Origin of the sequence: Paenibacillus canaveralius (assembly GCF_047238265.1) — a bacterium.
GTDB lineage: Bacteria > Bacillota > Bacilli > Paenibacillales > NBRC-103111 > Paenibacillus_F.
This window is the reverse complement of record NZ_JBDFMM010000001.1, coordinates 3869964-3894510: the sequence shown is the minus strand read 5'-3', so window position 1 is coordinate 3894510 and position 24547 is coordinate 3869964. Positions and strand designations below refer to the sequence as shown.

General features: G+C 50.9%; 27 protein-coding genes and 4 tRNA genes. 22 read left to right on the top strand and 9 right to left on the bottom strand.

Features of this window, described 5'->3' with window-relative positions; genetic code table 11:
- Positions 1–15 precede the first annotated feature (15 nt).
- Positions 16–1386 carry a dipeptidase gene (locus ABC395_RS17590; RefSeq protein WP_413005062.1) on the bottom strand — a complete coding sequence of 457 codons (1371 nt, stop codon included), beginning with the start codon at positions 1384–1386 and terminating at the stop codon, positions 16–18.
- 260 nt (positions 1387–1646) lie between these two features.
- On the opposite strand from ABC395_RS17590, the gene ABC395_RS17585 reads away from it, so the two are divergent.
- The 6 genes from ABC395_RS17585 (at position 1647) to ABC395_RS17560 (ending at position 10307) form a co-directional block, all read left to right on the top strand.
- On the top strand, positions 1647–2516 hold the full coding sequence (locus ABC395_RS17585) for a hypothetical protein (RefSeq protein WP_413005060.1): 870 nt from the start codon (positions 1647–1649) through the stop codon (positions 2514–2516).
- A complete protein-coding gene (locus ABC395_RS17580; protein WP_413005058.1) occupies positions 2440–3780 on the top strand; it encodes a hypothetical protein in 1341 nt (446 codons plus the stop codon). Before ABC395_RS17585 ends, ABC395_RS17580 begins: the two co-directional genes overlap by 77 nt.
- Positions 3781–4054: 274 nt before the next feature.
- A complete protein-coding gene (locus ABC395_RS17575; RefSeq protein ID WP_413005056.1) occupies positions 4055–7162 on the top strand; it encodes an efflux RND transporter permease subunit in 3108 nt (1035 codons plus the stop codon).
- A gap of 31 nt (positions 7163–7193) precedes the next feature.
- The gene (locus ABC395_RS17570) at positions 7194–7586 is read left to right on the top strand and encodes a biotin/lipoyl-binding protein (RefSeq protein WP_413005054.1); all 393 of its coding nucleotides are present in this window, start codon (positions 7194–7196) and stop codon (positions 7584–7586) included.
- 100 nt (positions 7587–7686) lie between these two features.
- Complete coding sequence (locus ABC395_RS17565) at positions 7687–8463, top strand: efflux RND transporter periplasmic adaptor subunit (RefSeq protein WP_413005052.1); 777 nt, start codon at positions 7687–7689, stop codon at positions 8461–8463.
- Positions 8464–8489: 26 nt separating this feature from the next.
- A complete protein-coding gene (locus ABC395_RS17560) occupies positions 8490–10307 on the top strand; it encodes a hypothetical protein (protein ID WP_413005050.1) in 1818 nt (605 codons plus the stop codon).
- Between the two features lie 126 nt (positions 10308–10433).
- Here the strand turns inward: ABC395_RS17560 and ABC395_RS17555 are convergent, their stop codons facing one another.
- On the bottom strand, positions 10434–10835 hold the full coding sequence (locus ABC395_RS17555; RefSeq protein ID WP_413005048.1) for a 2'-5' RNA ligase family protein: 402 nt from the start codon (positions 10833–10835) through the stop codon (positions 10434–10436).
- Positions 10836–11111: 276 nt separating this feature from the next.
- On the opposite strand from ABC395_RS17555, the gene ABC395_RS17550 reads away from it, so the two are divergent.
- The 6 genes from ABC395_RS17550 to ABC395_RS17525 all read left to right on the top strand — a co-directional run bounded on the left by ABC395_RS17550 (position 11112) and on the right by ABC395_RS17525 (position 13406).
- Positions 11112–11642: a phosphatidylglycerophosphatase A family protein gene (locus tag ABC395_RS17550; RefSeq protein WP_413005047.1), complete on the top strand. Its 531-nt coding sequence runs from the start codon at positions 11112–11114 to the stop codon at positions 11640–11642.
- A 127-nt stretch (positions 11643–11769) separates the two neighbouring features.
- Positions 11770–11937 (top strand): hypothetical protein, encoded by a 168-nt coding sequence (locus ABC395_RS17545; RefSeq protein WP_009671780.1) that lies wholly within the window; start codon positions 11770–11772, stop codon positions 11935–11937.
- Between the two features lie 72 nt (positions 11938–12009).
- Positions 12010–12083: transfer RNA gene (locus ABC395_RS17540), tRNA-Met, on the top strand.
- A 46-nt stretch (positions 12084–12129) separates the two neighbouring features.
- Positions 12130–12203: transfer RNA gene (locus tag ABC395_RS17535), tRNA-Ile, on the top strand.
- Positions 12204–12209: 6 nt separating this feature from the next.
- Positions 12210–12295 (top strand) — tRNA-Leu (locus ABC395_RS17530).
- Between the two features lie 169 nt (positions 12296–12464).
- Positions 12465–13406 (top strand): alpha/beta fold hydrolase, encoded by a 942-nt coding sequence (locus tag ABC395_RS17525; RefSeq protein WP_413005045.1) that lies wholly within the window; start codon positions 12465–12467, stop codon positions 13404–13406.
- Between the two features lie 113 nt (positions 13407–13519).
- Here ABC395_RS17525 and ABC395_RS17520 read toward each other — a convergent pair.
- The 3 genes from ABC395_RS17520 to ABC395_RS17510 all read right to left on the bottom strand — a co-directional run bounded on the left by ABC395_RS17520 (position 13520) and on the right by ABC395_RS17510 (position 14717).
- A tRNA-Val gene (locus ABC395_RS17520) sits at positions 13520–13592 on the bottom strand.
- Between the two features lie 242 nt (positions 13593–13834).
- Positions 13835–14014: a hypothetical protein gene (locus ABC395_RS17515; RefSeq protein ID WP_413005043.1), complete on the bottom strand. Its 180-nt coding sequence runs from the start codon at positions 14012–14014 to the stop codon at positions 13835–13837.
- Positions 14015–14348: 334 nt separating this feature from the next.
- A complete protein-coding gene (locus tag ABC395_RS17510) occupies positions 14349–14717 on the bottom strand; it encodes a hypothetical protein (RefSeq protein ID WP_413005042.1) in 369 nt (122 codons plus the stop codon).
- 297 nt (positions 14718–15014) lie between these two features.
- Here ABC395_RS17510 and ABC395_RS17505 point away from each other — a divergent pair, with 297 nt between their 5' ends.
- A complete protein-coding gene (locus ABC395_RS17505) occupies positions 15015–15410 on the top strand; it encodes a hypothetical protein (RefSeq protein ID WP_413005040.1) in 396 nt (131 codons plus the stop codon).
- A 48-nt stretch (positions 15411–15458) separates the two neighbouring features.
- Positions 15459–15659: a DUF4177 domain-containing protein gene (locus ABC395_RS17500; RefSeq protein WP_103993657.1), complete on the top strand. Its 201-nt coding sequence runs from the start codon at positions 15459–15461 to the stop codon at positions 15657–15659.
- Between the two features lie 95 nt (positions 15660–15754).
- On the opposite strand, the gene ABC395_RS17495 is transcribed toward ABC395_RS17500, so the two are convergent.
- On the bottom strand, positions 15755–15952 hold the full coding sequence (locus ABC395_RS17495; protein ID WP_413005038.1) for a hypothetical protein: 198 nt from the start codon (positions 15950–15952) through the stop codon (positions 15755–15757).
- A gap of 208 nt (positions 15953–16160) precedes the next feature.
- Here ABC395_RS17495 and ABC395_RS17490 point away from each other — a divergent pair, with 208 nt between their 5' ends.
- From ABC395_RS17490 to ABC395_RS17460, 7 genes are all read left to right on the top strand, one after another.
- Positions 16161–16397 carry a hypothetical protein gene (locus ABC395_RS17490; RefSeq protein ID WP_413005036.1) on the top strand — a complete coding sequence of 79 codons (237 nt, stop codon included), beginning with the start codon at positions 16161–16163 and terminating at the stop codon, positions 16395–16397.
- Between the two features lie 205 nt (positions 16398–16602).
- Positions 16603–16989 (top strand): VOC family protein, encoded by a 387-nt coding sequence (locus ABC395_RS17485; RefSeq protein WP_413005035.1) that lies wholly within the window; start codon positions 16603–16605, stop codon positions 16987–16989.
- Positions 16990–17316: 327 nt separating this feature from the next.
- Positions 17317–18807 (top strand): glycerol kinase GlpK, encoded by a 1491-nt coding sequence (gene glpK, locus ABC395_RS17480; RefSeq protein WP_413005033.1) that lies wholly within the window; start codon positions 17317–17319, stop codon positions 18805–18807.
- Positions 18808–19049: 242 nt separating this feature from the next.
- Positions 19050–19691 (top strand): superoxide dismutase family protein, encoded by a 642-nt coding sequence (locus tag ABC395_RS17475; RefSeq protein WP_413005032.1) that lies wholly within the window; start codon positions 19050–19052, stop codon positions 19689–19691.
- A 29-nt stretch (positions 19692–19720) separates the two neighbouring features.
- On the top strand, positions 19721–20197 hold the full coding sequence (locus ABC395_RS17470; RefSeq protein ID WP_413005030.1) for a hypothetical protein: 477 nt from the start codon (positions 19721–19723) through the stop codon (positions 20195–20197).
- Complete coding sequence (locus ABC395_RS17465; protein ID WP_413005029.1) at positions 20181–20360, top strand: hypothetical protein; 180 nt, start codon at positions 20181–20183, stop codon at positions 20358–20360. Before ABC395_RS17470 ends, ABC395_RS17465 begins: the two co-directional genes overlap by 17 nt.
- Before the next feature lie 191 nt (positions 20361–20551).
- A complete protein-coding gene (locus ABC395_RS17460) occupies positions 20552–20734 on the top strand; it encodes a hypothetical protein (RefSeq protein WP_413005027.1) in 183 nt (60 codons plus the stop codon).
- 150 nt (positions 20735–20884) lie between these two features.
- On the opposite strand, the gene ABC395_RS17455 is transcribed toward ABC395_RS17460, so the two are convergent.
- Positions 20885–21298 carry a CBS domain-containing protein gene (locus ABC395_RS17455; protein ID WP_009671848.1) on the bottom strand — a complete coding sequence of 138 codons (414 nt, stop codon included), beginning with the start codon at positions 21296–21298 and terminating at the stop codon, positions 20885–20887.
- Positions 21299–21521: 223 nt separating this feature from the next.
- Here ABC395_RS17455 and ABC395_RS17450 point away from each other — a divergent pair, with 223 nt between their 5' ends.
- Entirely contained in the window at positions 21522–21959 is a 438-nt protein-coding gene (locus ABC395_RS17450) for a GNAT family N-acetyltransferase (protein WP_413005025.1), read from the top strand.
- A gap of 3 nt (positions 21960–21962) precedes the next feature.
- On the opposite strand, the gene ABC395_RS17445 is transcribed toward ABC395_RS17450, so the two are convergent.
- On the bottom strand, positions 21963–23594 hold the full coding sequence (locus ABC395_RS17445; protein ID WP_413005023.1) for an ATP-binding protein: 1632 nt from the start codon (positions 23592–23594) through the stop codon (positions 21963–21965).
- A 166-nt stretch (positions 23595–23760) separates the two neighbouring features.
- Positions 23761–24486 carry an MBL fold metallo-hydrolase gene (locus ABC395_RS17440; RefSeq protein ID WP_413005021.1) on the bottom strand — a complete coding sequence of 242 codons (726 nt, stop codon included), beginning with the start codon at positions 24484–24486 and terminating at the stop codon, positions 23761–23763.
- Positions 24487–24547: the final 61 nt, after the last annotated feature.

The following is a 24547-nucleotide window of genomic DNA, read 5'->3' as shown; positions in this document are numbered from 1 at the left end:
GGCTAAGCCGCATTTTTATCGGTCCGCCAATTTTCCCCAGAAGCCGCAAACGGCCTGCAGGCCCTTATCGAAGTTATCCAGATCGAAATGCTCGTTGGGAGCATGGAGATTTTCATCCGGGAGCCCGAAGCCCATCATAACGACGGGAGCTTGAAGCAGGCGCTCGAAAACATCCACGATCGGGATAGAGCCGCCGCCCCGGGTAAGCGCCGTTTTCTCTCTGTAAGCCTCTTCGAGTGCCGCAGCCGCAGCGACCATAACCGGATGGTCGGCCGGCGTCAGGAAGGGGTTGCCCTGCAGCACTCTTTTGACCGAAACTTTCAAACCGGCAGGCGTGCGGGCCGCCACATGACGTTCGATCAGCTCGAAAATCTCTTCGGGGCGCTGATCCGCAACGAGCCGGCAGGCAATTTTGGCGGACGCGCGCGCCGGAACGATCGGTTTAATGCCTTCTCCGGCAAAACCGCCGCTTATGCCCGTCACTTCCAAAGTCGGCCGTGCCGTCGTGCGTTCGGTGAACGTATATCCTTTCTCGCCGTAAAGCTCGGAAAGACCCAAATCCTCCAGGATCTTGCGCTCATCCTGCGAGACGCGTGCCAGCTCGCTGCGCTCCTGCTCCGTCAGTTGGATAACGCGGTCGTAAAAGCCTTCCACCGTGACACGGCCTTCTTCGTCGTGGAAGGAATCCAGCAGGCCTGCTAGCGCATGAACGGCATTCGGCACGCCGCCGCCGTACAAGCCGGAGTGGAGATCGTTTCTGGCCGCGAGCACTTCAATCTCGACTCCGGCGACGCCGCGGAGGCCGTAAAGCAGAGCGGGCTTGCCTCTCTCCAGCATCGGGCTGTCCGAAATAACGATCGCGTCCGCTTTAAGCTTCTCCGCATGCTCTTCTACGAAGGGGGCGAGGGAAGGGCTTGTAATTTCTTCTTCGCCTTCGAGAATAAATTTAATGTTGAGCGGCAGACTTCCGACGGCTTTGAGGAACGTTTCCGCGGCTTTGACGTGGATCCAGAACTGAGCTTTATCGTCCGTCGCTCCCCGCGCATAAATTTTACCGTCCCGGATGACGGGCTCGAACGGTTCCGAATGCCATTCGTTCAAGGGATCGGCAGGCTGGACATCGTAATGGCCGTAGACGAGGACGGTCGGTTTGCCCGGGGCATGCAGCCAGTCTCCGTACACGATAGGCAGTCCTGCCGTCGGCATGATCTCGACATGTTCAAGACCCGCACGAGTCAAGGCGCCGGACAGCCATTCCGCGCAGCGGTGAACGTCTTCCCTGTGCTCGGATAAGGTGCTGATGCTCGGAATTCGGAGCAGCTCTTTCAGTTCTTCAAGATGGCGTTCTCTATGCTGGGACGCATATGATTCGGTTTTGGATTTCATGATGACAAGACTCCTTTTTTGACAATGGGTTAAAAAAGCTATCCTCATAATTTCCCCATTTTCGCTTAAAATCCTGCAAATTGTTTCAATAAGGAAAGCTGCCGCCGGAACGGGGGGAGAAAAAATAATTTTTTGCCTAAAAAGAAACTTCCCCGGGATTCAATCGTCTTACTAAGTGGAAACAGGATGGTAATCTTTTCATCCAGACTCCGGCAACAGACTTGCCGGCTGTAGTTAAATCATGGGTTGAGGTGGAAAATATGCGTAACAAAATGGCAGCCCGTGCGACCGCATTGGCGCTGATTCTGACATTAAGCACAGGAGGAGTACTTGCGGCAACCCCCGCAGCGGCGGCTTCCGGACAACCGGCTCTCGGTTCGGTGGCGGCAGGCGGTTCGGCCTCGTTCGAGCTTCAGAACATCCAGCTGCTGCCGGATCAAAACGGCAATATCGTCACGTTCACGGTCGGCGTCCATAACAAAGGCGCTGCGGATTTACCTCTTGTGGACTACTGGGTCCGGCTCAAAAGTAAAACGGGCCATACATACACGGTGCGCTTGATGCCCCAAGACAAAGATACGAACAAAATCGGTGCCCGTTCTTCGGGGCAGGTGTCATACTACGCCAAAGTCGGGAGCGGAGAAAAGCTTCAGGATCTGCAGGTTCAGTTTATCAAGTGGGATTTCAGCCAGCCGAATTCCGAGCGCGTTCTCGGACAAGTTTCCGTGCCGGCTTCTTACACGGGCGTAACACCGACGGGGCAGAATGCCGACTTCCAGGCGGGCGGCAGCGAACTGCGGGCATCCACGGAGAAGTTTACAAACGGAAAGAACGAGAAATATTACTTGCCCGCGATAAGTCTGCAATTGGAGAACATCGGGGGCGCGGCGGTTACCCTGCCGGAAGTCCAGTTTTCGGTCCGTACGCCCGAAGGGCTTTTGTATCCGCTGGATGCGAAGAATGCCAAGGATTTGAAGATCAGCCCGAAGGAAACGAAAACCGTTCAGCTTTCGGGGGCTATTCCGCTCAAAGCCGGAGAGAAAGGCTGGGAGCTTGTTATCACCCGGATTCATCCCGAGACTGAAGTTCAACACGCTGCTGGCGGCTTACCAGCTTCCCGCCGTCAGTAAACCTGCCGGCGGCGAGGCCGGCAAGGAAACGCAGTTTATGAACAAGTCCGGACTTTATACGGCCAAGCTGGGAGGCATCTATCGTCTTCCGTGGGAAGACCAGGATATTTTGACCGCTAACGTCACGCTGTCGAACAAAGGGGATCAGTCGCTTCCCATACCGGATATGACGGCTTACTTCCTGCTGGATAATGCCGTGAAAGTGGAGGCCAAGCTGGTCCGCACGGGCAAAGTGATCGGTATCGATCCGGGCGCCTCTCTTTCCGTCGAAGCGCTTGGTAAAATCCCGTATACGTATGCGTTTAAGGAAGTAAAACTGGTCATCCAGGAAAAAGAAAGCGACACGCAGGTGAACGATCTGCTGGAGCTTACCGCCAAGCCCGATCTGCAGCAGCTGCCGTTTGTGGGACTGGGCGAGAAATACGCCCGGGAAGAAATCGGCCGCAAAGCGCAGTATACGGTTGCGGAGATCAATTCCTACGAGGGCCTGAGCGGAAGCATCGTTTCGGCCGAGCTGGAGATTGAAAATGCGGAGAAACGGTTTGCGCCGGTCACCGGCTTAACCGCTCATTTTCAGCTGAAAGACGGCACCGTATTCCCGGCTTCCGTATCCGAGATCAAGAAAACGGTAGCGCCCGGAGGCAAGGCGAGACTGAACGTGTGGGCCGCACTGCCCAAAGGCACGGATATGGAAAATGTCCGTCTGCTCATCGGTGATTCCGTGACACTGGGAACCGGAAACGGCAAGCAGGAAGAAAACCAGCAGAACGTTAAAACGGATGCTTACGTAAGACCCGTGACGTTCGCGCTGCCCAAAGAGAAGAAGGATGTCAAGGACAAGCTGAAAGACATCACTCTGTTCCCGTATACGGTGTCCATGAGCCGGATCAATACGTCCATCAACAACGATGTGTTTACCCTTAAATTCGATTACGATATCCGCAAGCAGCTTTTGACCGAAACGGCACCCGAAGGACATAAGCTCGTTCTCGTATTTGAAGATTACAAAGGCAGCAAATCGTTCGAGAAAGCATATGAGCTTAAAAATTGGGAGCCTCACGACGGCAAATCGGCCGAACAGGTAACCGACAACGAGCTTAGAATCGGCAAAAAAGAAAACTTCACTATCCAGATTCAGGACGCGGATCTGATTTACAAGCAGCGGTTCCTCGATAAATTTCATCTCAGCGTCTATCATGAGTTCCAGGGACAGCGTAAGCTGCTGGCCAAACAGAGCTTTACTTGGTTTACGTATTCGGACTAATTTTATTGAGATTACCGGGTTTGCGAGGCAAAGTTCCATCTTCGGATGGAACTTTTTTCATGTTTATCCGTAACTGTTGAAGTGGATATCTCTTTTTCGTCGTCAAAACGGTAGGAGGCAGCGAAAGGCAGTAAAGAGCATGAGAAAAAAATCATTGCAAAAAAAATAAGCCAGTTTATATTTTTTTAACCTTTACCGTTTATGATGGGAAAAGAATGGGTACAGCTGCCAATTTTCAGAGAGATTGTTCAATCGGTGCGGAGGAGTAGAGTGGATGAACAAAATGACTAGTTTTTCAATGAAAAACGTGGCGGCGCTTTTTATTATAATGCTGCTGGTATTTGCAGGCGGCATTTTCGCCACGACTAAACTGAAGGTGGAAAGCATGCCGGATATTTCGTTTCCGATGGTTGTCATTTCCACCCAGTACACGGCACCACCGAAAGATGTGCTTGACCAGATTACAAAGCCGCTGGAGAAAGCGGTCGCCGGTTTTGACGGCATCAAAAACATATCGTCCACGTCGAGCGATAACTATTCGCAAATTACGATCGAACTCGACCAAGACATCAAGCCGAAGAATGCCAAGCAGGATCTCGAAGCGCTGGTTTCGAACGTCAAGCTCCCGCAGCAGGCTGAGAAGCCTAAGGTACTGACGGAAGGATTCTCGTCCCAGCCGGTTTATTACCTGGCGGTATACGGCAATGACGGCATGAATCAGACGGAGCTTGATAAAATTTACAAAGATACGATTTTACCGGGCTTTAATACAATCAAAGGGATCGACCATGTCGACTCCGTCGGCAACCAGGAAGCGACTCTTTCCATTAAGCTTAATGAAAACACGATCAACAGCTATGGATTGACGCCGACGGATGTCTCAAACAGCATTCGGGCGGCCTTGTCCGCAAGCCCTGCGGGAACCGTTGAATTTAACGGCACGACCCAGATGGTGCGGGTGACGGGCCAGATCGATACGATTTACAGTCTTGACAACCTTACGCTCACGACGCCGAATGGCAGTGTGCTCCAGCTTAAAGATCTAGGCAAAATCGAAGCCATCAGCGAATCCCAGTTTATCACCCGTCTGGACGGCAAACCGGCGATCGGCGTTCAGCTGTACAAAACGAAATCGGCCAACGCGGTAAACTTTGCGGACGAAGCCGACGCTTTGATGGCAAACTGGGAGAAAACCCTGCCGGGCGTGAAATTCAAATCCGTTTATAATTCAGCGGTGGAAATCAAAAAGTCGATCCATGGCATGGTGCAGGAAGGAGGCATGGGCGCCCTTCTCGCTTCGGTTATGATTTTGCTCTTCCTTAGAAATATTCGGATGACCCTCATCGTTTTGGTCTCGATTCCATTATCCATTCTGATTACGCTCTTGATGATGGTGCCGCTTAATATTTCACTCAACATCATGACACTCGGCGGTATGGCTATCGCGGTCGGACGGGTCGTGGATGATAGTATCGTCGTTATCGAAAATATTTACAGCCAGCTTCAGAAAGCCCAGGAACGCGGAGAATCCGTCATCAAGCTGGCTACCGCTCAAGTAGCCTCGGCGATTACCTCTTCGACGATCACAACCGTCGGCGTATTCGGTCCGATTGCATTCGTAAGCGGAGTTATCGGAGAAGTGTTCCGTCCATTCGCGCTTACGCTGGTCGTCGCGCTCCTGTCCTCGCTTCTCGTGGCACTGACGGTCATTCCGATGCTGGCTAAACTGCTGGTGCTGAAAAGCAAAAACCTCGGCAACCACGACGAGAATCACGTCGGCAAATTTGCGATGGTTTACAAAAGAGCATTGGAGTGGTCCCTGAACAACCGGATCAAGACACTTTTGTTCTCGGGAATTCTCTTCGTTGCCTCGCTGGTGCTGATCATACCGCAGCTTGCCGTATCGTTCATGCCGGAGGATCAATCGGCCCGGCAGATGATTTTCCAGATCAAGATGCCGAACGACACATCGATCGAGACGATGGATGAAAAGTCCAAGCAGCTCGAGCAGATGATGAGGGAAGCGAAAGACGCTTCGGGCAACCCGCAGTTTACATACAATGAGTCTATGGTGGGCTACGCATTCAGCAGCGATGTATCGCCGTACCGGACGATGATGTTTACCGAAGCGAACGAAAACAGCAACGCCCAGCAGGTCTTCAATGCTTACAAAGAGAAAATCTTATATGAACTTCCAAAAGGCTCCGAAGTCGACGGTTCGCTGATTGCCGCAGGCGCGGGCGGAAGCAGCACGGATTTCTCTTACGCCCTGAAAGGCGAAGATATGCTGTACCTGAAACAGGCAGCCGCCCAGGTTAAAGAGAAAATGAAGGAGTTCCCCGAGCTGTACGAAGTTAAGGACAGTCTCAGCGATTCCAAGACGGAAGTCGAAGTCACCGTCGACCAGAACAAAGCGCGTTTGTACGGACTTAGCTCCGCCCAGGTGCTTGAAATGGTCAACTCTTGGATCGGAGTCAGCAAACTCGGCGACTTGAAGTTTGACAACGTTACTTATGAGACCAAAGTGGAACTTGATCCCCAGTATAAAAATTCGGTGAATAAAATCGGCACGTTTCTGCTGAAAACTCCGACGGGGCAGACGGTCCAACTGAATGAAATCGCGAAAATCACGCAGATTGATGCTCCTACAGCCATTACCCGTGAAAACCAGACACAAACACTGAAAGTAACGGCAAAGATCAACAGTGCGGATAAAGGCGGTGTCAGCGGGAAAGTGGCCGCAGCTTTAAACGCGCTGGAGCTTCCTTCCAGCGTAAGCCGTGAAGTGAAAGGGGTGTCCGACGATATCGCTTCCGGGTTCTCGGAAATGTTCGCCGCCATGGGCGCATCCATCTTTATCGTCTACCTGGTCATGGTTCTCGCGTTCGGGAACGCCAGCGCTCCTTTTGCCATCTTGTTCTCGCTGCCGCTGGCGGTTATCGGCGGATTGTTCGGTCTCCTGGTCACTGGAGAATCGCTTAACATCACTTCTCTCATCGGATTCCTGATGCTGATCGGAATCGTCGTGACGAACGCGATCGTTCTGATCGACCGGGTACAGCAACTGCGCGAGCAGGGAGTCGAGGTCAGGGAATCCCTTATCAGTGCGGGGATGACTCGTCTTCGTCCCATCATTATGACTGCGGGAGCGACTGTGTTTGCGCTTATGCCGCTTGCACTCGGAATGTCCAAGGGGACCATTATTTCCAAAGGATTGGCGGTCGTCGTTATCGGCGGGCTTGTCACTTCCACAGTACTTACACTCGTTGTCGTACCTATCATTTATGAATTGATCGAATCCTTTAAACGCAGAAGCTCGAACGCGTTCCACCGTAAACCAAAGAAAAACAAGGTGGATGCGGTCCCTGCGGCAAAATCCTGAGTCAAGCAAAGAGAAGAGGAGAGTACAACTGATGAAACGTCCTTTAGCTACGATCGTTAAGCAGAGCACGAAACTGGTAGGCATTGTCGCCCTTACTACGGCCCTGGCCGTCGGCTGTTCGAACAAACCGCTGGCTGGTCCTCAGGACAGCACGCAGGGCCAGGAATCTCAGATTAAGGCGGTAAAAACCGTCAAAGTGACGAAAGAAAAAATATCGGACCCGCTTGAGCAGGTTGCCAATGTCATCTCTTCCGTCCAGCTGGATGTTATTTCGAAAACAGGCGGAGACGTCCAGCAGGTATACAAAAAGCGGGGCGACATGGTTAAGAAGGGCGAGCTTCTGTTCCGCATAGACCCTTCCGATCTGCAGTCTGCAGAAGGAACAGGGACAGCTTGGCATCAAGAGCGCCCAGGCCCAGCTTAAGCAGGCCAAAGAAGAGCTGGCCAACGCGAAGACCGACCTTGACAACAATATCGTCAAAGCCGAGCAGGGGATCAGGGACGCCGAGAAGAATTTTAATAAAATGCGCAACGATTACGATGAGGGCACGATCACAAAGATCCAGCTGGAGCAGGAGGAAACGAAGCTCAACAGCCTTAAACTTGATCTGAGTACCCTGAAGCAGAAGCGTAAAACGCTGGACAACACGGATTCGCTGGCCGCTGCCCAAGTCGCGATCGAAACATCGGGTCTGAGTGTCAAGAAAGCGGAACGCGATTTGGAAAATACAGTGGTAAAAGCACCCGTGAGCGGAGTGCTTACGGATTTTCCGGTTGAATCGGGGATGACCGTTGCGCAGGGGTTCAAAGCCGGAGTCATCCAGCAGCTGAATCCGATTCTTATTAAAGCCGATTTGACGGAAGAAGCCGTTAATCTGGTGCGTGACAAAAAAGAACTGAGTTTCTATGTGCCGGGCACGACAGAATTAACGAAAGCACCGATTAAGTATATTTCGGATGTGCTCGATTCACAGACGAAAGCTTACACGCTGGAGCTGGAAGTTCCAAACGCCGATCAAAAGCTGAAGCCCGGACAGAAAGTCCAGCTTCAACTGACCGACGAGGCGGAACAGACGGTTACGGCTATCCCGACGCTTAGTATCGTGAGGGAGGGAAGCGAATCTTTTGTATTCGTCCTGAACGGAGACACCGTTGAGAAACGCAAAATTCAGCTCGGCCGTTTGAAGGAAACGATGCAGGAAGTGATTTCCGGCGTAAACGAAAACGAGCAGATCGTTATTTCCGGCCAGCATCAGCTGAAAGATAAAGAAAAAGTCACGACAGCAGCCGCAGCTAACTAACAAAGGTACACATGGAGGAGAATACCGTGAAGAGCCAATGGAAAACTACCGTATCGTCCGTCTTTCTGTCCGCCGCTCTGCTCGCAAGCGCCGTTCCGGCACTTGCGGCAGAAGCGGGAAAGCCAGCACCTGCACAAGCATCGCCTTCAGCGCCGACCGCTTATAAATTAACGAACGATCTGCAGGTTGAAATGAAAAGTGTCTTAAACGAAAAAACAGCGGACGGGACCCGTCTGGGTGCCGTCGTCCGCATGAAAAACACCAGTTCGAAAGTTGTGCGAGTACCCGAGTATGAAGTGCGTATGAAGACTAAGGACGGCGTTGAATTCCGTCTGCAGGCAAGTCTGGGAAGCCCCCGCTCCATTCAACCCAAATCGCAGGTTGAGCTCAGCTACCTGGCCACGGTTGACAGCGGAGAAGGCGTAGAACTGAGCGAGCTTCGCTGGGTAGACATCGATGTTTACGTGTATCCGAAAAAAGAAACGCTTCAGCTCAGTGTTCCCGTGAGCGATCTTGTATGGAACGGAACGGAAACGTCCGAAATTCCTTCCGCATCCGTGAAGAAGTGGGGAGAAGCTTTCACCATTCCTACTCTGCATACGCCGCTGGAGTTCAAAACCACGAATATTAGCCGTGACACGGTCGGCACGAAAACGAACTCGGTCATTCAGGTGCTCGTAACGAACCCTTCGACCAAGCGCCAGACTCTTCCGGACATTGCCCTGGAAGGCAAAAGCGGGCTGCAGACGTATGACAGCAACCGGGCCGAATCCACCCTTTCGCTTGAGCCGGGCGAAAAGAAATATATTCATTTTGTCATCCCTACCGAACTGAATACGGAGCTGGAAGCTCTTAATGTGGTCACTGCGGAGAGATATATTGACGCGCAGGAGAAGCCGGTCACGTACAACGTGGGCCGCGTTCATATCATGCTGCCGGCCAAGCAGGCCGATGCCCTGCCGGTACAGGGAGCATACGCTTTCGGTGACGCCATGAAGATGGACCCGCTCAACGGACTGATTCACCCGAGTATGGACGTTGCTCTCGTGGAGCTTCACATGGAGCAAAACGAGGATGACGCCTTTAATACCGCTATCGCCAAGTTTAAGCTGACGAACAAATCCGGCGGTCCGCTGAACGTTCCTGCGTTTGCGACAGATCTCGTGAGCAGCGACGGCTATACGTACAACGGAAACAGACAGGGAACGACGACTCTGCGCGTGCTTCCTAACGCCTCCTATGTCGTAACTTACTCGTATGTAGTTCCGGCTTCCGAGTCGGGAGAAGGGCTGAAGCTTGCCTTGTATGAAACTCACGGAACAGCCGCCGCTGCAGGAGCGGCACAAGCTGCCGGCGCCAAGTCGCAAGACTCGAAGGCGCAAGAGGCGCAGGGAAGTGCGGCGGAAGCGGGGGCTACGTATAAATCTCTTCTGACGGCTTACAATGTAAAACTTCAGCCGCAGCCGGAATCGAAGAATGAACTCAAGCTGTATCCTTTGACCGTGAAAGTGAACAACTGGGAAATTTCGGCGATGTTTAACCAGCAGCAGAACTACAATTACCGCCTGAAGCTTCTTTTGGATATCGAACAAGAGAAAGACGTCCTGCTTGATCGTACATTCTCCCAACTGCAATTTGATATGTATGATAACGGCGGTACCCTTATTAATTCGGTCAAAAGCCCGTTTGTAGGAGAAAATAAACTGCAAAAAGGCGCTAATGTCATTAATTTTAATGCGGATTCCATGCAGTTGGATTTCCCTGTTACCGTTAAAGTGTATGAATCCTTCGTGAACGATAAAGGGGAGACGGCGAAGCGTCTTCTGACAACCTTTAAACAGTAGCCGGAAGCTCGGCGGCTGTGGCGGAACGGGCCGTGCATGTATGGCGGTCCTTTCGCTTCCTATAACCCAAAAAAAGGCCTCTCCGGTTTAGCCGGAAGGCCTTTTTCTATTAAAGTAAAGCGTTCGTTACCCTTGAAACGGGAATGAGCGGATTACGGACCATTCGCCGTTTGCCTGCTTGCCGAGCAGATGAATGCTGTCCACCTTGAACGAAAAATCCACAGGTGTGTTTTTTACGCTGGCCAGTACGTCGTGCAGCTCATCGGCTCCCAATTTCTGACCGATCGTCAGATGAGGGTGATAGCTGTAAGCCTTTTCCGTTTCCGAGAGAGGGCCCGCACAAAGCTTATCATGAAGATCGATGACCGGAACCACCTGCTCCAGCGCCAGATAGATGACATTATTGACCGGAAAATAGGAACTGAACCGGTTGAACGTAAGTTGGAACGGGGATACGGTGCGGCTCAAATCTTCCAAATGACTGACGGCAGTCTGCAGACTGCTCTTCGGTCCAATCTTCTTTCTCACGAACCGTAATGTGGGGCGAAATCACCCTATAATAAGGATCGAACCTTTTTCTGTAACTGTTGGCAAACTCATTAATCTCTGCAGATGGAAGAATGGCGATGCCGTACATCATATGGAATCCCTCCCTAAATTATGGTCGACTAGTTCTTATTATACCGTGTTTGCAGGCTCCTCACAATTTCATTTTAAGGCGATACATTGTCCGCGGGCGCCCATACCCCATCTTAATTGAAGTCATATACTGAACATATCGTGAAAGTTTAAGGGGAGAAGACCGTGAGACGACAAGTTCACAGCCGGGAGATTAAAAAAGTCGTGCTGCAAAGGCTGGCCGACCGGGGAGCGGGCCTGGAAGACATCGCAGAGATCGTATACGCCATGCAGGCGCCCTACCACCCCGGTTTATCGATGGATACGTGCATGCAGTCCATTAAGGCCGTTCTGGGCAAAAGAGAGCTTCAGCACGCGATTCTGGTCGGAACCGAACTCGATATGCTGGCTGAGCAGAAAAAGCTCACAGAACCGCTTCAATCCATTCTGGAAACGGATGAGAGTTTATTCGGGTGCGACGAAACGCTCGCGATCGGTTCCGTTTTCGGCTACGGCAGCATAGCCATCACGACTTTCGGCTACCTGGACAAAGAAAAGACCGGCTTGATCAAACGGCTGGATACGAAGAGCGGGGGCGCCGTGCATACCTTTCTCGATGATCTGGTAGCCGCCATTGCCTCGGCCGCTTCGGGAAGAATTGCCCATAGAAGCAGGGACGAAAACGAAAAAGGCGAACCCGGTGAAGACAACGAGTAGGTGTAAATTGCACACCTTGCTTCTTTTTTATGAAAAATCCCGCTGACGGTGTTGGCCTTCAAATAAGCGAATGCCTTTTTGGATATGCTATTTCTAGGCCAATAACATCATCAACGGAGTGAGGACCATGCAGTGGGTATATTGGGTAAAACTTTATGACAGTAAGTTTCAGGCAGGTGTCCTTGCCAAGCGGATGGAGGAAGACTGGTGGATTTACGGGTATGAATGCCCGTCCGAAGTCGAAGTTTTCAAGTCCAAAAAAGGACGTTTCGGTGTCAGGTATTCGGTTTATTAAAAAAGTCTTGACTTAACCGTACTTTGTATTGTATATTTATTTTTGTCGCTATACGACATTGCTAATTACTGACGCGGGGTGGAGCAGCCCGGTAGCTCGTCGGGCTCATAACCCGAAGGCCGCAGGTTCAAATCCTGCCCCCGCAATATATCAAATTTTTTTTGCCTGTTTTCAGCCTTACATTACATATCCGGGCCCTTAGCTCAGTTGGTTAGAGCGGTCGGCTCATAACCGATTGGTCGGGGGTTCGAGTCCCTCAGGGCCCATTATAAGCCGGAGTGGCGGAATTGGCAGACGCACAGGACTTAAAATCCTGCGGTAGGTGACTATCGTACCGGTTCGAGTCCGGTCTTCGGCATCATGGCAACAACGTTTAAACGAACAGAAAACTCCCTTCTTTCACTTATGCACACCGCAGAATGAGACAAGGGAGTTTTTTGCAGTTTATTTTTCCTGTTAACAAATGGTTGTATAACGGGTAAGGGTATTAAGTAGACAAATAAGTAAATAAGCGGGGAGGCGTTACCATGGCGATACCGTTTGAGATCGTAATGGATCAGAGCAATGTCATTCGCGGAGATTTTTATCCGGCGTCTTCTATAGCAAGGGGCATTCTCATTGTCTCGCACGGCTTTAAGGGATTTAAGAACTGGGGGATGTTCCCTTACGCGGCGGCGAAACTGGCCCAGGATGTGGATGTCATTACCTTCGATTTTACACATAACGGAGTGGGAGAGGACGGGCAGTCGTTCAGTGAACTGGAAAAATTCGCGAAAAACACGTACAGCCGTGAGCTGGACGACTTGTCGACCCTCATTTCCGTCTTGACGGATGAGTGGGATTTTAAAAACAAACTGCTGAAATCCGATCGGGAGAAGCCAATAGTTTTTTACCCTCATCACAGCAGGGGGATTAATCTTTCCAGTGAGGAGCATCAGCATAGAGGCTCCGCCAATCCGGTCAACAAGCTGCCGGTCTTTCTGCTCGGTCACAGCCGCGGGGCGGGCGTAAGCTTGATCTATGCGCTGGATCATCCTACGGAAATTGCCGGAGTTGTCAGCTGGAACGGAATTACGCAGGTGGATATTTTCGACGAAGCCGCTAAGGAGCAGCTGCGTAGGGAAGGGCGCACATATATCGCTAACGTGAGGACCAAGCAGCAGATGCCGCTCGATAAGGTCATCCTGGATGATATAGAGGCCCGCAAGGAGGAGTTTAACATTCTGGAACGGATGAGGGGGGCCGCTTTTCCGGTTGTGCTCATACAGGGTGAAGAAGATCACGCCAACCTGAGGGCAGGGTCGGAAAAACTCGTCGAGAACCAGCCGAAAGTCCAGTGGATTCAAATTCCCGGCGCCAATCATTCGTTCAATACGGTTCATCCGTTTGCAGGCACTTCCGCGGAGTTGGAGCAGGTCATCGAACATACGCTGCAGTTTCTGAAAAGCAGGGTAGTGCCGACAGCGTAAACGAGTAGAGGTCCCGGAAGGGACCTTTTTTAATTGGGTAATGGGGTGGAACGTTTTTTAAAAACAGCCTATAAACGGCAAAAAACCCTTACAGAGTAAGGGTTTTTCTTGTATGACCTGAGCCGGGCTCGAACCGACGACCCCCACCCTGTCAAGATGGTGCTCTCCCAGCTGAGCTATCAAGTCATGTTTGTAAAATCTTCAGTTGTCTTAGTGACAAGTAGTATAATACCAAGGATTCTCGACACTGTCAACACCTTTTTTATAAAACATTTACATAGTACAAAATAAACACGAAAAGTCGTCTGAACAAAATATCAGTAGTGACTTGATAAATATGAAGATTATCAATTATTGAAAAGATTCTAATGCTGAATTTTGGTGACGATTCTCTTACTGCCAATCACGGAATGACAGACTGAGTTTCCTCAGTCCATCGTATCAAAGACGGCATTCATAAAATAGGCGACCTCCAGCTCCGCCTCGGCAGCATCAAAACCAATAAAAACTAAAAAATTTTTGTACCGGTTATAAATATCCGGATCATTGTCAATACCACGGTGCTGGCGGTCATAGATCAAAAAATTATTGGTCATATTGCTATACATGGTTATCACCTCCGGTTTTATTATATAAAACAGATTTTGGTATGTATAGATAATTTAAGTTATTTTGGATATTAAAACTACAGGATTACATGGGAAGGTGTAGGGGGACCGCGTCCTGGCTCCCTTTACTCGCATACTGGTGTTTAGGAACGGTGGAGAAAACGAACACAGATGCAGGTGATGAAAAAGAAAGCAGGGGACAGCAGCCCCTGCTTTTTATACTACGAAATTGGCTATGAAAACCTAGAAGTGGTTATTAAACGATAACTTGAGTGAACGTTCGATTTCAAGGATAGAGGTTGAACTTGTTTCTGACTAAAGTTTAAATCATCTGTTATTGTCTGATTACCAAAATATCGCGAGGAGGAATACCGGTACTTTGGATCTCTTGAATTTGCGAGTTAGTAAGGTTACGTCCTACTAAAATGAGGGACGAAGTCAGATTGTTGAAGCTCCCCAGATTGGACACACTTTGACTTCCGCGAAACACGCGAAAAGATCCTTGGAAGTTAATCCGCGAAAATAAAACGAGTGTCACTGAATCCGTGGTAGACACATTTCTAAGACGAAAGCTGGAAAGGATGTTATCAAAACGAAACGCGCCTAAATCCCGAATCGCTACACCTCCACGTCTAAAAACAATCCGCCGATTTGTAAAATTAATGCCGGAGAATAATTGAAGCCTTACATCTTTGTTTGCCAAATCTATCACCCTTCCTTTTGAGATGATATATTCTATGTTATTTACGAGGAAAGGTGTGGACATGTTGAAGGGCGAAGCCACCATTTACGGGGAACCCTTTATCAAGTGCCGCTACTAGCACTGATTTATGAAATGTGCGATACTTTCGGACATGCAAAAGAAATAGGATTGATTATGAAGATGAGGTGATTTAAGCTGAAAACAGCGATACGATGATTAATTCGATTAATTAGCAGAGGGAAGGCTTGAAAAAATCTGTCTTATCAGATTGAATATTGACTTCTCAAGAGGTGAGAAATGAAGCGGATAATATCTTCCAGGCTGGCAGGCATTCTCCTGCTGGTCATAAATGCAGGTATGCTTTCGGTTCACGTTCTGATTCTGCTTAGGATTCTCCCTACTCATTTTATTTGGGGCGGACGAATAAATAACAAAACCGAGCTGATTATGCTGGAAAGTATCTCCCTTCTTATGCAGATCGTATTTATCGCCTTAATCGCTCTAAAAGCCGGCTATGTGCTGCCTGGCAGGTTCAAAAAAGCGGCACGGATCGGAATGTGGGTGCTGTTCGGATTCATGCTGCTAAATACGGCCGGCAATCTGGTCTCGATCTCCGGTGCCGAAAAGCTGTTCATGACGCCGCTCACCGTTGTGCTTGCCCTTTTATCGCTTAGATTGGCGGTAGAGAAATAGGCGGCCTGGAACACGGCCCGATTTAGATGGAGAAAGGAAGGAAAAAGGATGGAACGCTGGGAATATCAGACGTTGAAATTTTTTACAAAAGGTTTTTTTGTAGGTGGCAAGTTGGATCTGGATGAGTTTGATCAAGACCTTAACGAAATGGGGGCGCAGGGCTGGGAGCTGATATCCTGCTTTGATACAAGCCAGCATCAAGGATCTTCCAAAGAAGTAATTTGTGTTTTTAAAAGAAAGCTGTATTAACATGGAATTCCTGCTTCTCACAAAAAGCCCTCCTGCCGCTTATACGGTTTTGGAGGGCTTTTTGTCCAATCGGGAAGAGTCCGCTGCTCAGTCAATTAACGCTTATTTGACGGTTTTTCAGAAGAAGGACCGGTCGGATGCTCGCCGGAAAGATTGTCCATAATCTCTTCGACGACGTCGCTGACGGGATCGGTTGCGGCTTTGTCCTCGCGGTCAGGAGGAGTATTGATGCCGCCCGCTGTATTTGAAGTTTCATTATAGATACCGACATCATCGTTCGATCGCTTGTCCATGTGGAAAACTCCCTTCGAAATAAAGTAAGCGTACGTTTCTGACGTGACAGCCGGGTAACCGGTTTCGTCTCTTTAAGTTAACCGTTCCGGAGCTAATTTAAACCGTCACCGTATAATTATCTAAATTTTCAGATAATTTTGTTGCAAAGATTAGAAAGGTATTTTATAATGAAAACAGAAGGTAGAACAAGAGAAAGGGTGAAAACATATGATAATGATAGTCTGGTCTGCTGTAATCGTCTTTATTGTCCTTAGATTGGCCACAAGCGTGTATAACCCGCCAAAAAAGCGCAAAAACAAGTATCATTCTTCCGATTCCGGCAGCAGCGGTTATACGGATTCCGGATGGAGCTTCTGGGGCGGGAGTTCGGATTGTGACAGCGGCAGCGGAGGAGGCAGCGATTGTTCCGGAGGCGGAGACGGGGGAGGCGGCGGTGGCGATTGAAGCGCACCGGGCGCTTTTTTTAATGTGTAGGGACTTTTATTTAACGGGATATCAAAAACTTCTGAAGAAACCGCTATGAAAAGAAGCGGCTTTTTTGTGCTGCGTAAAATAACGGAAAATATAAGGAGCAAAACTTGCTTCGTCCTTTGTTTTGTCCCAAAATAAAGACAGAAAGAAGTTTGTCATACCGAGAGGAGCAGAACAAATGGCGGTTACAAAATTGGAGCATGTAGGGGTTATGGTTACGAACATGGAAAAATCGGTTTCGTTTTACGAATCCGTCGTAGGCTTGAAGCTGAAAGATACTGTGACTAACGGAGCGATGAAGCTTGCGTTTCTTGGCTTTGACGCTAAGGGTGAAACGGAAGTCGAGTTAATCGAAGGTTACGGCGGAAGTTTAACCGAAGAGGGCCGGGTCCATCATCTGGCTTTTACGGTTGACGATATCGAAGCGGAATTGGAACGGATCCGGAAGACGGATGTCGTTATGATCGATACGGAAATTACTACGCTGCCGAACGGATCGCGTTATTTCTTTTTTCACGGGCCGGACGGGGAATGGGTGGAATTTTTTCAAAGCACGCGTGGTTGACCACCGTCATGTGACTCCGAGCAACGCGCGGTGTGGAAAGGCTTGAATCTTCCATGCCTGTCCTGATTCATTAACGGCAGTCTGCGGAAATCGGAAGGTGGAGTTAATGTTGACAGCGTTTTTATTACGCGTTATGCTACAAGAAAGTTAATAACTGTGACGGAGACTATGGAGATTCATACGAAGCATCGGATTTTGCAATCCGGTTGGTTTGTCGTGAGTCTCTTTTTTTGCGGCGTCGGCCGGCGGTCTCTGAAGCTTTGCGCAAGCGTCGCGGCCCCGGGCCGACGAAGATTATTCTCACAGCAGGCAGGGAGGAGCGGACTCATGTCATCCTATATTATGTCCATCGATCAGGGGACCACCAGTTCACGGGCGATTCTGTTTAATCACGAGGGTCAAATCGTTCATACCGCCCAGCAGGAATTTACTCAGTATTTTCCCCGGCCGGGATGGGTGGAGCATAACGCCAACGAGATTTGGGCGTCGGTTTTGGCAGTCGTGGCAACCTGCCTGATCGAATCCGGAGTAAAACCGGAGCAGGTGGCGGGCATCGGAATCACCAACCAACGGGAAACCGCTGTCGTCTGGGATAAAGCAACGGGCGAGCCCGTGTATAACGCCATCGTCTGGCAGTCCAGACAAACCCAGCAAATTTGCGACGAACTCAAGCAGCGGGGGCTGGAGCAGAAATTCCGCGATAAAACGGGGCTTCTGCTGGATGCCTATTTTTCGGGAACCAAGGTAAAATGGATTCTCGACCATGTGGAAGGCGCCAGAGAGAAGGCGGAACGCGGAGAGCTGCTTTTCGGCACGATCGACACGTGGCTCATCTGGAGGCTGACCGTGGGAGAAGCCCACGTAACGGACTATACCAACGCATCGCGGACTCTGATGTACAACATCCACGAACTGCGCTGGGACGAAGAACTGCTGGAGCTGTTGACGATTCCGGCGGGCATGCTGCCCGAAGTCAGGTCTTCCTCCGAAGTTTACGCATATACGAGCGAGTCCCATTTCTTCGGCGCAAAAGTGCCCGTTGCGGGCGTCGCGGGAGACCAGCAGGCGGCTTTGTTCGGGCAGGCCTGCTTTGACAAGGGCATGGCCAAAAATACATACGGCACCGGCTGCTTTATGCTCATGAACACCGGAGAGCAGGCCGTTACCTCCAGTCACGGGCTGCTGACGACGATTGCCTGGGGTCTGAACGGCAAAGTGCAATATGCTCTCGAAGGAAGCATATTCGTTGCCGGTTCGGCCATCCAGTGGCTGCGTGACGGGCTGCGGATGATCAAATCGGCCAAGGATACGGAAACTTATGCGGCGCGCGTAGAATCGACGGACGGCGTATATGTGGTCCCCGCTTTTGTGGGACTGGGGACTCCCTACTGGGACAGCGACGTGAAGGGAGCCGTTTTCGGCTTGACGCGCGGAACGACCAAAGAGCATTTTATCCGCGCGACACTGGAAGCTCTCGCCTATCAGACGAAGGACGTGCTCGCGGCGATGGAGGCGGATGCCCGCACGAAGCTGAAGAAGCTGCGCGTGGACGGCGGGGCCGTGTCCAACGATTTCCTGCTTCAGTTCCAGAGCGATATGCTGGGCGTGCCGGTCGAGCGGCCGTTCATCAATGAAACGACCGCGCTCGGAGCCGCTTATCTGGCGGGGCTGGCCGTCGGGTACTGGAAAGATTGCGCCGAAATCGCCGCGCAGTGGTCGGTCGGCGGCACATTCGAACCGGGTATGCCGGCCCGGCGCAGCGAACAGCTGTACGAAGGCTGGCAGAAAGCGGTGCATGCCGCCATGGCTTTTAAATAAAGATCCCTTTGCGGTTCACATCAATAGGTCCTCCGGAGTCAGCTTGACAGATTGCGACACCGGAGAGACCTATTTGTGCGGGTGCGAAAACGCCTCCGGGGTCCGGCAGCAAGGACCAATTTCCTGTTTTTTACCAAAAACGTTTGATCCGAAGGTCATTACGGGTAAGAAAAAAGGAAATTGCCGCGTTTAGGCAGCGGCTTGTTGGCATATCCTAAATTATCGGATCAGGAGGTTTCATAATGCGAAAACCGATTCTTTCCCTGCTGCTTTCTGCGGCCGCCATAGTGGCGATCACCGGCTGCGGCAGCGGCAACAACAAAAACGCGGACCCGAACTCCACTATACCGCCGGAGGCGTTACCTACCGCCGCAACGGCGCCCTCCGCTTCGCCGGGCGCAACACCGTCCTCTTCGCCATCGTCCTCGTCCGGAGTCGAGATTGAGCTCAAGGACGGGCAAGGAAGCGTGGTCGGCACGGCAAAGTTTACCCAAGAGAACAAAGGGGTCCGCATCCAGGTTCAGGCTACGAAACTTGCTCCCGGAGAACACGGGATCCATGTTCATGAAAGCGGCGTATGCGCCGGACCGGATTTCAAGACGGCCGGGGGACATTTTAACCCCGACTCCAAAATGCACGGGATGGAAAATCCCCAGGGTCCTCACGTGGGGGACTTGCCGAATCTGAAAGCGGAAGCAAACGGAGAAGCCAAATTGGATACGGTCTCGGAAGCCTTTACTCTGGAGAAGGACAAGCCGAATTCGTTGTTGAAGCAGGGAGGAACATCGCTGGTCATCCATGAAAAGCAGGATGATATGAAGTCCGATCCGGCCGGAAATTCGGGTAACCGCATCGCATGCGGAACGATATCCGAAGGCAAATAGGCGATTAAGCTGGATGGAGGCAAGCAAGCATGATCAAGACCCAGGAACTTAAGCAGCAGATGGACGATCTGTCCAAGCAGAACGATATGCTTCTTGTGGAATTTGAACAATTAAAAAAAATGATTATGAACGGCGGATCTCAAAATTCCGGCGATAACTCCGGCGGTTCGGGCGGCGGCCAGCAGGAATCGGGCCAAAGTGAGGACGACGGACAGAAACAAAGTCAGCAGCAAGACGAGAATCAGGATCAGGGGGGAGCCGGAGGCAGCCACTCATCCAGACGCAGCGCTTCTTCGGGTAGGAGACAGCAAGCGCAGAACGGCCAGGGCCAGCAATCCCAAGACGGGCAAAGCGGGCAGGATTCTTCGGCCGGCAGCGGAAATGAGCAGGCTCAAAGCTCTTCCCGGCAGCAAAACGGCAATTCCGGCAATAACGGAAGTCTCCGCCGCCGTATCGGAAATGGCGGACGATCTTTATGTCATCAAAAACATGGTCGAACAGCTTGAGAGAAAAACGTCCCAGTATGTATCCGAGCAGACGAACCAGTCCTTGACGGAGAAGGATGTCGTGAATCTGATCTTATATCTGATGAACGGAATGATCGACTGGACCAGTGAATTTGTGGAAAAAAACCAGTCCTCATCGGGTTCTTCCGGACCTTTGCAATAGCGTGAAAGCCGTGAGAACGGCTTTTTTTCTTGCCTGAAAACGGGGAGGGCCATTGATTCATTCTTTAGAGAATTCGACAAGATACACTTATTTACAGTTCCCGGAAGTCCATATAAAGTAATGATAGTGTTGTTTACTTACAGAGGCTTGACCCGCAACAACCGGACTATTAGAGAGGATGAGCAGGGAGTATGAGAAACATCGATATTCGAGTCATGAGCAAGCAGCTTGGATTTGGTACCGGATTCTTGGATTCTTGGCTGGCCCAAGAGCGGCAGCAGGAACCGGAAAAACAGCCGGCTTACCATCCGGAAAGCCTCCGTCCTTGTTACGAGAACAGGCCGACGGATGAGTTTGTCTCTCTTTCCGTTTAACACGGATGTCAGCAGGATTCGGACCTCAATCTTCTTACTCTGCCACCTTCCTTCCTACAAACTCCCCCCGTCTTAATACATATCCGACTTCATACAAAAAGCCTCTCCGGGTAGGAGAGGCCGCGAACATCTTCAACCCGCAGCTTGCCGCTAAACGGGTGCCTGAAACATTTGTTTGGCACAGTATTCGATAATGTCACTGCGGCGCACAATTCCGATGAAATTACCTGCGTCATCCACGACCGGTACAAAGTTCTGCACCTTGGCAAGATCGATAAGATCTTCCATGTTTGCATGAATGTGTACCGGTTTATTTCTCATCCGGAGGGGAACTTCCTCCAGCGTATGCCGATGAGCGTTATCGAAGGTGATACCCGGAGAGTTTTTCAAAAACCAGAGCAGGTCGCCCTCGGTTACCGTTCCCATATATTTGCCATCCTCCGTAAGAATAGGAACCGCCGTATAGCGGTGGTATTCCATTCTTTCCAGGGTTTGTCTTAGTGTGGCATCAATCGTCGTTGTGATCACTTCGAGTTTGGGCAGAAGAAAAAAGGCAATATTCATGAATAATACTCCTTTGCGTAATAAGCGCAATTTATCATTTCTCACGATCTATTATACTATATCGGGGAGTCAGAAACGAATCCGCAGAGGGGAAAGTTTGGGGAGGCACCGGATGAGCCGGGCGGAGAAAAGGGCCGGATGCCGGGGATGTTCCGTCTGGACAAGGATGCGCGGATAAGCTATCATATCTCGTATCGTTTGGACGAAAGGGGAACAATGGCAGATGGAAATTATTCGCGTTACGACGGACGAACAGCTTAAAGAATGCCTGAGCGTCCGCAAAGAAGTCTTCGTTGACGAGCAGAACGTGCCGCTGGAACTTGAAATAGACGAGCTGGACGCATCTCACCGAAGCGGGCATCATTTTCTCATCCGGGAAGGGGGAAAAGCGATCGCGGCCGCCAGGTGGAAGCCCTATGAAGAAAACCGGGCGAAACTGCAGCGCATCGCCGTGCTCAAGGCGAACCGGGGTACCGGCCTCGGATCCGTTCTCGTGAAAGCGATGGAAGCCCACGCCAAAGAACTCGGCTATAAGGGAGCGGTTCTGGATGCGCAGTGCCAAGCCGAGCCTTTTTACAAAAAAATAGGGTACGAAACGATTCCCGGGGAGCCGTTCGATGACGCCGGTATTCCTCACGTAAGGATGGTCAAATCTTTATAAGCTTCACACCGCGTCCTTGCGGCAATTAAGCGGATAGCAGGAGGACGATTCGGACTCGGCTAGGGGGAAGGTCATAATAAACGTCGTGCCTTTGCCGATGAGGCTTTCCACTTCGATCGTACCGTTGTGATCCTGGACAATTTTGTGGCAGATGGACAGGCCGAGCCCCGTTCCGCTGTCTTTGGTCGTGAAAAACGGATTGAAAATCTGGCCCAGCTGTTCCACGGGAATCCCGCTGCCCTGATCTTCGATTTCGAGCACAGCATGGTGATCTCGCTCATAAAGGCGGATCGCCATTTTTTTATTGTCCTCCATAGATTCATACGCGTTTTTGAAGAGATTAATGAGCAGCTGCACCATCTTATCCTGGTCCATCCGAATATTCAGCGGTTTTTCCGGAGGATGATACACGATTTCATGACCCAGCCGGGACGTCTCGGATAAGGTCAGCGAAATGACGCGCTGAATGCACACTTGCATCGACTGCACCCTGAACTGTACGGCGTGGGGTTTGGAGAACTGCAGAAATTCGGCGGTCAATTCGCTCATTCTGCTGATTTCGTCCATAATCAGGGGGTACCAGGTTTCGATGTTGTAGCCGTTCGATTTCGAGATTTGCAGAAAACCTTTGATGGTCGTCAAAGGATTCCGGATTTCATGCGCCATGCCGGAAGCGAGTTCGCCGACGATTCTGAGCTTTTCCGAGCGGAGCATGTGTTCTTCGCGCTTCAGCCACATTTCCCGCTTCATGCCGAACAGGCTGTTTTCCGCAAGAAGCACGAGATCGTCCTTCGAAGCCCCGCCTTCGGGCATCACCGCAATCCCGTAGGTGATTTGGATCCCCGTCAATTTGGGGAGCTCCGAGCCGAGCTGCTGGTCGACATAGGCGAGCATCGTTTCTTTGTCTTCGTAGGTGACGGCTATCGCGAATTCGTCTCCCCCGTAACGGGAAATGAATGCCGCCTGGGAAAATTTAGTTTTCAGCAGCACCGTAATCTGCTTCAGGATCTGGTTGCCCGCGTGGAAGCCCTGCGTTTTGTTCATCGCTTTCAGATCCGTGCAGTCAATCAGGATAAACAGCAGCCGGGTTTCCTTGTCGACCAGGTTATGAAGCATCGCGTGGCACGCTTCGAAATTGGGGAGGCCGGTCAGAGAGTCGTGGGTCATCAGCTGTCTTCTTTCCACGGCCAGTTTGTCTCTTTGTCTGAATGTGTGGAATACGGTAAAGGCGAGTCCCATAAAGATGACGAAGTTGCTCAAGTAAAGCAGAACCATCCAGAAAGGCGGATACATGGAAAAAGCGGGTGCGGTAATCAGCGCGATAACCGGAAAGGTGATGAGATTGAGCGTTACCAGCATCCAGACGGTTTTGCGCGACTCGGACTGGTACACTTCCGAAGCGAGCAGGAGCAAATAAAGGGTGAAACACCAATCGGTCTGGCTGCTCCAGTGAAACAGCGTAAACAGCAGCAGTTTGACGGCTGAGAAGGTGACGGAGGATCTTTTAAGGCCGAGGACGGCGGCGGCGAGGAACAGGAGGCTTAACGGCAGCCACCCGGTAACGGATAATCCGAGGTTCCACGAAGCGATACTGATGACCGAGGCATAGAAGATAACGAACCATTTGTAAATCACACAATCCACCCCACTTGAAAAAGGCCGTGCCGCGCAGCGGGAGCCGGCGAACGGACCGGGCTCACAAGCGTGAAAGGCCAAAGTTTTTGGATTAGTACTTTAGTCCCGTCTTCATAAAAAACACGAAAACCAGGCAGGTCACCTGGTTTCTTAAAATGGATACGGCTTATAACGTATAAATTTGATGCTGCTTGATAAACGACATTTTTCCCGTTTTACCGACATAAGCGGGCATACTGTCCCCATAGTGCATAAGCCGGATCCTCGACTGGACCGACTCGGGCAGCGTGAGCAGCTCTTCGAGCGCCGCGTGAACGACGCCGGGCCCTTCCAGCTGGCAGTCGTGGAATATATGACGGCAGTCTCTTTTCCCGACGACTTCGTTTAAAAGCAGTTCGGGCTGGAAGATCATATCCGCGCTGTAGAAAATGGAGTCGTTAACGAACAGGGAAAAGCTGGGCTTGCCGCCGATATGTGGCGTCCGGATAATTTCGATCGAGAAGCCCGGATGAATTTCCAAGGGCCGGCCTTCTTCAAGAAGTTCGACGTCGAAATAATCGGCCAGACGGTTTAAATTTTCTCCTGTGTTCTCCATTCCGCCCTTGAGGGTGTGCTCCCAGATAGGAGCCTCCAGCGCCGCGGGCAGCAGCAGTCTGAGCTTGCGTCCGTATACGTAACGCATTTGCAGGGCCAGCTCTTCAAGCCCGCCGACGTGATCGGAGTGAAGATGTGTAATCAGGACAGCGTCCAGTTCATCCGGCTTCATATTCAGCTCGTGCAGAGCGCGCGGCGCCGTATTCCCGGCATCGACCAGGAGAGTAAAACCGCCGCAGGTCCAAAGTGCATTGTTGTTGAAATATTTCTTGGCGAACGCACTGCCGGTTCCGATCATTTGCAGTCTGCAAGCTCACAGAATAAGCCTCCGATCTGTAGAGTAACGTACTACCCACACT